The following is a 7,517-nucleotide window of genomic DNA, read 5'->3' on the forward strand; positions in this document are numbered from 1 at the left end:
ATTTTATGTTATTGACCTAATTTACTCGTACATTTAAGTTAGCATCAATAATAATACAATAGTGTAAAATTAAATTTACAATTCAGTTATTTTTCTAACATACAAATAAATATATAAACAATGTACCAATAGGTGCAGGGAAATCTTCATGCAAACTTCAACTAAAAAAACAACCGCTTTATAAAGTGTTATATGTGCAAGTTATTGTCGCCATTTTACTTGGGATCTTGCTTGGGCATTTTTATCCTGACGTCGGTGAATCCTTTAAACCACTTGGTGATGGATTTATCAAAATCGTAAAAATGATCATCGCACCTGTTATCTTCTTAACCGTAGTAACAGGTATTGCAGGTATGAATAATATGAAAGCGGTAGGTACAGTCGCGGGTAAATCCATGGCTTATTTCCTGACTTTCTCTACCATTGCATTAATTATTGGCTTAATCGTTGCAAATGTTATTCGCCCAGGTGATGGACTAAATATTTCCCCTGCTTCATTAGATGCCAGTAAAGTAGAAAGTTATGTAGCGAAAGCGCATGACTCTTCTATTGTTGGTTTCTTAATGAATATCATCCCTGAAACAGTAGTTAGCCCATTAGTTAACGGCAATATCTTACAAGTCCTATTTGTTTCTGTAGTCTTTGGTATCGCATTAGCATCCATCGGTCCTCGCGGTGAGCCCGTGCTTAAATTCTTACAGAACTTCTCAGAGCCAGTATTCAAAATGGTCGGTATGCTAATGAAATTAGCACCTATTGGCGCTTTTGGTGCAATGGCCTTTACCATCGGAAAGTATGGTATTTCATCAATCAGTAACTTAGTATTGCTTGTTCTGACTTTCTACATTACTTCATTATTGTTTGTTCTTATCGTGTTAGGTGCTGTTGCAAAATATAATGGTTTTTCTATTCTCTCTTTAATTAAATACATTAAAGATGAACTTTGGTTAGTATTAGGTACTTCTTCTTCAGAAGCCGCTTTACCTAGCTTAATGCGTAAAATGGAAAATGTAGGCTGTAAAAAATCAGTGGTCGGCTTAGTTATCCCAACGGGTTACTCTTTTAACTTAGATGGGACTAATATCTATATGACCATGGCGGCTCTATTTATTGCACAAGCTACGGGTATTGATCTTTCATTAACAGAACAAATCACGCTACTCTTAGTCGCCATGATAAGTTCAAAAGGTGCTGCGGGTGTTACAGGGGCTGGCTTTATTACTTTAGCGGCAACCTTATCCGTTGTACCAAGTGTTCCTGTTGCAGGTATGGCTTTAATTCTAGGGATTGACCGCTTTATGTCGGAATGTCGCGCATTAACCAACCTTGTGGGTAATGCTTGTGCCTGTATCGTTGTTGCTCGTTGGGAAAATGCCTTAGATAAAGAAAGAATGAACGATGTCTTTAGTGGCAAAGCGTCAAGTGAGTTTGTTGAAGATACGCCATTAGTCCCTATTGAAATTGAGTCTGATAACTCCATTAAAATCCCTGTAAAATAAAGAGCACTTTCTCTGATCCATTAAAGAGCGCTTATGCGCTCTTTAACTTTTTATCTCTTCCTCAATACCCACCTTTACTCTTGTTCTTATTGAATGCTTATTTATTTATTAGTTAGGGCTTATTTACATTGATGGATTTGTCAGAAGATCATTTTTCTTTTAAAAAATAAAACTAAATAAAAACAAATCATTATATCAAAATCTACTTTCTACTTCTCCCTACCCGCATTTTTTACATTTAAACCATTTTATTCACTAAAAAATAAACTAATACACACATTTTTTTAAATTAAAACAACAAAATAAAACAAAATACAATTTTATTAACTCATTGATTTTAGAAAAATAATTTTCAAAAGTTATGATAAATTGAAATTAAATCTAATTTTTTAGATGAAGAGCACAATATTTGATAAAATCAACTTTATTTTATTGACCTAATTTGTTCATACCTTTAAGTTACCTATCACAACAAAATAAATGTAAATAATAATTTACATCATAATTTCTTTTTTTATTGAGTCAATATCTTTCAGTTACAGGGAATTTTTTATGCAGACTTCATCCCGCAAGCTCCCCCTTTTATCGAGTGTTATATGTCCAAGTCATTATTGCTATCATTTTTCGGTATTCTATTAGGACATTTTTTATCCTGATATTGGCGAATCCTTCAAACCTTTAGGTGATGGTTTTATCAAAGTTGTAAAAATGATCATCGCACCTGTTATCTTCTTAACCGTAGTCACGGGTATTGCGGGTATGAGCAATATGAAAACCGTTGGAAAAGTGGCAGGTAAATCGATGATTTACTTTCTCACATTTTCTACGATTGCACTTGTTATTGGATTAATCACCGCGAATATTATTCGTCCTGGTGACGGTTTAAATATTTCTCCTGAATCATTAGACAGTAGCCGAGTAGAAATGTATGTCACTCAGGCACATAACTCTTCTCTTGTTGATTTTTTCATGAATATCATCCCCGATACTATCGTGAGTCCATTAGTTAACGGTAATATCTTACAAGTCCTGTTTGTTTCTGTCATTTTTGGCCTAGCGTTAGCATCGGTAGGCTCTCAGGGCGAACCTGTATTAAAATTTTTACAGCATCTTTGCGATCCCGTCTTTAAGATGGTGAGTATGCTCATGAAATTAGCGCCTATTGGTGCCTTTGGCGCAATGGCTTTTACTATAGGTAAATACGGCATCTCTTCCATTGGTAATTTAATGTTGTTAGTCATTACCTTTTATCTAACTGCATTACTTTTTGTGTTAGTCGTTTTAGGTGCTGTTGCGAAATATAACGGTTTTTCTATTCTCTCTTTAATTAAATATATAAAAGATGAACTTTGGTTGGTATTAGGCACTTCTTCATCTGAAGCCGCACTCCCCACATTAATGAGTAAAATGGAGCAACTTGGCTGTAAAAAATCAGTCGTTGGTTTAGTGATCCCAACGGGTTACTCCTTTAACTTAGATGGCACGAACATCTATATGACCATGGCAGCCTTATTTATTGCACAAGCAACGGGCGTTGATTTGTCATTAACAGAACAAATTACGCTACTCTTTGTTGCTATGGTCAGCTCAAAAGGCGCTGCGGGTGTCACTGGTGCGGGTTTTATTACTTTAGCCGCAACCTTATCCGTTGTGCCGAGTGTTCCCGTCGCAGGTATGGCATTAATTCTAGGAATTGATCGTTTTATGTCAGAATGTCGCGCATTAACTAATCTTGTCGGTAATGCTTGCGCCTGTATTGTTGTTGCTCGTTGGGAAGATGCCTTAGATAAAGAGAAAATGAACGCTGTTTTTAGTGGAAGAATATCCAGAGAAGACTTTGCTGATGATAATTTAGTCGCTGGTAAGGTAAATGAAGAACCTCATTATGTGAAAGTCTCTGAGCAATAACTTGTATTTTTTTAACAATACTCATCCTGCTTAATACTACAATATTACCTCTATAAAAAAGGTGCTCAAATTGAGCACCTTTTACTTGTTATATTAATCGAGATATAACTTAATATTTAATCTTACTTATTCCATCCATTCTGTATGGAACACGCCATCTTTATCAGTACGTTTATAAGTATGCGCACCAAAATAGTCACGTTGGGCTTGGATTAAGTTTGCAGGTAACACTTCTGCACGATAGCTATCGTAGTAAGAAATAGCCGCAGAGAATGTTGGAGTAGGAATACCCGCTTGTACACCATAACAAACTACATCACGTAAAGCTTGTTGGTAATCGTCAGCGATCTGTTTGAAGTATGGCGCTAACAGCAGATTCGCAATGTTTGCATCTTCGTTATAAGCATCAGTAATTTTTTGTAGGAATTGAGCACGAATGATACAACCCGCACGGAAAATCTTCGCGATTTCACCGTAATTTAAATCCCAATTATATTCATCTGATGCCGCTTTCAGTTGTTGGAAACCTTGAGCATAAGAGACAATTTTACCTAAATACAGTGCGCGACGAACATTTTCGATAAAGGCTTTTTTATCACCTGAGAATGCTTTAGGTGTTGGACCTGATAATACTTTAGATGCAGCGACACGTTGATCTTTTAATGAAGAGATATAACGAGCAAATACGGACTCAGTGATAAGAGTCACTGGCACACCTAAGTCTAAAGAACTTTGGCTAGTCCATTTACCTGTCCCTTTATTTGCCGCTTCATCAAGAATAACGTCTACAAGGTATTTACCTTCATCATCTTTTTTGCGGAAAATATCAGCAGTAATTTCAATCAGGTAGCTACTTAATTCACCTTTATTCCACTCGGTAAAGGTTTCTGCTAGTTCTTCGTTAGTTAGACCTAAAGAGTGTTTTAATACTGAATACGCTTCTGCAATCAGCTGCATATCACCGTATTCGATACCGTTGTGAACCATTTTCACATAGTGACCTGCGCCATCGGCACCGATATACGTCACACAAGGTTCGCCTTCAGCAACAGCCGCGATTTTTTCAAGGATTGGAGCAACTAATTCGTAAGCTTCTTTTTGTCCACCCGGCATGATTGAAGGACCCTTTAATGCGCCTTCTTCACCACCAGAAACACCAGTACCAATGAAATTAAAGCCTTGTGCTGATAATTCACGGTTACGACGGATAGTATCTTTAAAGAAAGTATTTCCGCCATCGATAAGGATATCACCTTTATCTAAATGCGGCGTCAATGCAGCAATTGTTTTATCCGTTGCTTCACCCGCTTTTACCATTAATAAAATACGACGCGGTTTTTCTAACGAATCAACAAACTCTTCAATAGAATAATTCGGAACCAGTTTTTTACCTGGATTTTCAGCGATAACTTCATTGGTTTTATCGCTTGAGCGGTTGTAAATAGATACAGAATAACCACGGCTTTCAATATTTAGCGCAAGGTTACGTCCCATCACTGCCATACCAACCACGCCGATTTGCTGTTTTGACATGAAAATAACTCCCGTCTGAAAATAAACCTGCCAGTATCAATGTACTGACAATTTGTTAACCTGATCACATAGTAACTCAGTCTCTCACTTGGTGGTAGTTATTGATGTAATTGGTATCACAATCTTTTAGACAAATTAAAACTATTCCCCTACTACTGATAATAATTTATTGAAAAATTCCTTCAAATTGCTCATTATTCTCGAGTCGCATATGCCGTCTTTATAGAAGGTAAAACAAACTGTATGGAATGGATCTTGGATCCGACAATCTGGGTAGGACTCTCCACCCTTATTGTTCTCGAAATCGTACTTGGTATTGATAACCTTGTTTTCATTGCTATTCTGGCAGATAAACTTCCAGCAAAACTAAGAGATAGAGCTCGTATAACAGGCCTATTGTGTGCCCTTGTTATGCGAATTGTATTGTTATTTAGTCTTTCTTGGCTTATCACTCTGACAAAACCTCTTATTACACTGTTTGATCATCCTTTCAGTGCAAGAGACTTAATTATGTTGCTCGGAGGGATATTCTTGCTGTTCAAAGCCACAATGGAGCTTAATGAACGGTTAGAAGGTAAAGATCACGACGAAGGAAAACAACGCAAAACAACTCGCTTTTGGTCTGTCGTTGCACAAATTATCGTGCTGGATGCGGTATTCTCACTTGACTCAGTGATAACCGCTGTGGGTATGGTTGATCATTTAGGTGTTATGATTGCGGCTGTTACTATTGCAATGTTCTTGATGATCCTTGCAAGTAAGCCCCTCACAAATTTTGTCAATAATCACCCAACCATTGTTATTTTGTGTTTAAGCTTCTTGCTGATGATTGGTTTTGCATTAGTTGCCGAAGGCTTTGGCTACGCCATTCCAAAAGGTTACCTATATGCAGCCATTGGCTTCTCTATCATGATAGAAGTCTTTAATCAGCTTGCACAATTTAATCGTCGCCGTTTCTTATCTGCTTCTCGCTCTCTGCGTGAACGTACAGCAGAAGCGGTTTTACGTATTATTAATGGTAAGCCCGAATCTTCTGAATTAGATCCTCATACCTCTGATTTAGTCTCCAGTTCAGAAGACGTATTTGATCCTCAAGAGCGCCAAATGATTGTGCGTGTGCTTGGTTTAAGCCAACGTAATGTTAACAGTATCATGACCTCACGCCATGATGTTGAATATGTAGACTTAAATGCAACACAAGATGATATCCGCCAATTATTGGAAAAAGAACCTCATTCTCGCCTCGTGATCACGGATGAACAATCGAGTGACGAACCAGTCGGAGTGGTTAATGTTATTCAACTACTGAATCAACAGTTACGTAATGAACCTCTAAACTTACGTTTATTGGTCACTCAACCGTTGATTTTCCCTGAAGGTTTATCCTTACTGCAAGCGTTAGAACAGTTCCGTAATGCTCACACTCACTTCGCATTTGTCGTCGATGAATTTGGCTCGGTAGAAGGGATTGTGACGCTGACTGACGTAATGGAAACCATAGCAGGTAACTTGCCGGTCAGTTCTGAAGAAAACGATTCACGTCATGACTTGGCTCAAAACGAAGACGGTTCATGGACTGTTAATGGCTTTACACCACTTGAAGACCTGGTACTTTATATTCCAATCAAATTGGATGAAAAACGTGAGTATGAAACTTTAGCAGGCTTACTAATGGAACATTTACAGCGTGTACCCAAAGTAGGAGAAAAAATCCTAATTGAGGGTATTGAATTTGAACCATTAGAAGTGAACAACCATCGAATTAATAAAGTTCGAATTGTTGAGCCTACACCAGAAGACGAAGAAAACGTTGACGAAGCGTAATTTCAATTAGCGCTTTAAATATCCGCCTTTATGGCGGATATTTTTTATTTGATGATGGAAAATAATATGCATACCAATGTTAGCGTTAAAATCATCTGGCTTACTTCTATTGAAGGAGGAAGACAATCCCCCCCCGCCTTTAACGGGTATTTATTATCCAATCACTCAACTACCTTATGAACCAAATAGCTGGAGCCTTGCGATTAAAATTATTTATACTTGGCAAGAGTCTGAACATTGGATAAGTGAAGGCGATATGCAGTTTTTAGTTGAACATGCTCCTCACCACTTATTAAAAGAATTAAAACAAATTGAAATTTATGAAGGTCCTAAAAAAGTTGCGGATGTATTTATTCAATTTAAATAATCATTTTTATACTTTTAGTGTAATCAAGTTTCGTGGTAAAAAAAAACGTTGTCCAACGTACTGTTAAGCTTAAACTTTGTAGTAATCCATAAAGTTCCATTTTAATGTTCTCTTTATTGTTTAAAGGGTTAATCCAAGAAGATCTTTTCTGGTAAAACAAAATTGCGTAGTTGCAAGAGAGCGATAGGACCTTCACCCATTTCAGTTCTTAAGGTGTAATTTAGTGATTGTCCGTTTAAGGTTTTCCAACTAACAGAATAACTGCTGGTACTCCCTGCATAAGGTGTAATTTGGGCATCTTCCAGTAAACGAATAATGCCCCAGACGCCACGATAATCACCATAAATACGCGTGCCTGTGTTTGTGGTTATCCAGCTCAGTGATGC

At 37.3% G+C, this 7,517-nt stretch carries 5 protein-coding genes and 1 pseudogene; 4 read left to right on the plus strand and 2 right to left on the minus strand.

The window, feature by feature from the left end; translation table 11 throughout:
* Positions 1 to 128 precede the first annotated feature (128 nt).
* Both BHE89_RS05510 and BHE89_RS05515 read left to right on the plus strand, forming a co-directional pair.
* Positions 129 to 1,499 (plus strand): dicarboxylate/amino acid:cation symporter, encoded by a 1,371-nt coding sequence (locus tag BHE89_RS05510; RefSeq protein ID WP_128860335.1) that lies wholly within the window; start codon positions 129 to 131, stop codon positions 1,497 to 1,499.
* A gap of 589 nt (positions 1,500 to 2,088) precedes the next feature.
* A pseudogene (locus BHE89_RS05515) lies at positions 2,089 to 3,407 on the plus strand (dicarboxylate/amino acid:cation symporter).
* A gap of 126 nt (positions 3,408 to 3,533) precedes the next feature.
* Here the strand turns inward: BHE89_RS05515 and gndA are convergent.
* Positions 3,534 to 4,940, minus strand: coding sequence for an NADP-dependent phosphogluconate dehydrogenase (gene gndA, locus BHE89_RS05520; protein WP_069368813.1), 1,407 nt, complete (start codon positions 4,938 to 4,940; stop codon positions 3,534 to 3,536).
* Positions 4,941 to 5,183: 243 nt separating this feature from the next.
* On the opposite strand from gndA, the gene BHE89_RS05525 reads away from it, so the two are divergent.
* Together BHE89_RS05525 and BHE89_RS05530 are read left to right on the plus strand one after the other, a co-directional pair.
* Complete coding sequence (locus BHE89_RS05525; RefSeq protein WP_069368814.1) at positions 5,184 to 6,764, plus strand: TerC family protein; 1,581 nt, start codon at positions 5,184 to 5,186, stop codon at positions 6,762 to 6,764.
* A gap of 76 nt (positions 6,765 to 6,840) precedes the next feature.
* Positions 6,841 to 7,131: a hypothetical protein gene (locus tag BHE89_RS05530; protein ID WP_128860337.1), complete on the plus strand. Its 291-nt coding sequence runs from the start codon at positions 6,841 to 6,843 to the stop codon at positions 7,129 to 7,131.
* Between the two features lie 128 nt (positions 7,132 to 7,259).
* Here the strand turns inward: BHE89_RS05530 and BHE89_RS05535 are convergent.
* A partial coding sequence (locus tag BHE89_RS05535) for a type VI secretion IcmF C-terminal domain-containing protein (RefSeq protein ID WP_286145921.1) occupies positions 7,260 to 7,517 on the minus strand: 258 nt, incomplete at its 5' end.

This window comes from Shigella sp. FC1967, from assembly GCF_001743005.1.
GTDB lineage: Bacteria > Pseudomonadota > Gammaproteobacteria > Enterobacterales > Enterobacteriaceae > Proteus.